Genomic DNA, 642 nt, shown 5'->3' with positions numbered 1-642 from the left:
CTCGATGGCGCCGAGCATGCCGACACCGCGCACCTCGCCCACCAGCGGATGCTCGGCCAGCTCGCGCAGACGTTGCTGCAAATAGGGTGCCGTTTCCGTCCTGACCCGCTCGACTATGCCTTCTTCCTTGAGCAGGCGCAGGTTGGCCAGGCCCACCGCCGCCGCCACCGGGTGGCCGGAGTAGGTGAAGCCGTGGTTGAAGTCGCCGTGCGCCTCGATCGCCGCGAACACCTTGTCGCTGACGATCAGCCCGCCCATGGGCACGTAGCCCGAGGTCAGGCCCTTGGCGATGGTCATCAGATCGGGCTTGAGGCCGTAGTAGTCGCTGCCGAACCACTGGCCGGTACGGCCGAAGCCGCAGATCACCTCGTCGGCGACGAACAAAATGTCGTACTTGGCCAGGATTTCCTTGATCCGCGGCCAGTAGCTCTCGGGCGGGATGATCACGCCGCCGGCACCCTGGATCGGCTCGGCGATAAAGGCGGCGACATTCTCCACGCCCAGCTCGAGAATCTTCGCCTCCAGCTGGTCGGCGGCCCACAGGCCGAACTCGTCCGGGCTCTTGTCGCCCCCCTCGCCGAACCAGTAAGGCTGCGGGATATGGGCGATGCCGGGGATCGGCAGGTCGCCCTGCTCGTGCAT

At 66.5% G+C, this 642-nt stretch carries 1 protein-coding gene; it reads right to left on the bottom strand.

Annotation, left to right across the window (positions count from 1 at the left end; all coding sequences use genetic code 11):
• A partial coding sequence (locus N878_RS24750; protein WP_021446156.1) for an aminotransferase class III-fold pyridoxal phosphate-dependent enzyme occupies positions 1-642 on the bottom strand: 642 nt, incomplete at both ends.

The sequence above is a fragment of the Pseudomonas sp. EGD-AK9 genome (genome assembly GCF_000465935.2).
In the GTDB taxonomy this organism is placed as follows: domain Bacteria; phylum Pseudomonadota; class Gammaproteobacteria; order Pseudomonadales; family Pseudomonadaceae; genus Aquipseudomonas.
This window is presented reverse-complemented; position numbering and strand designations above follow the sequence as displayed.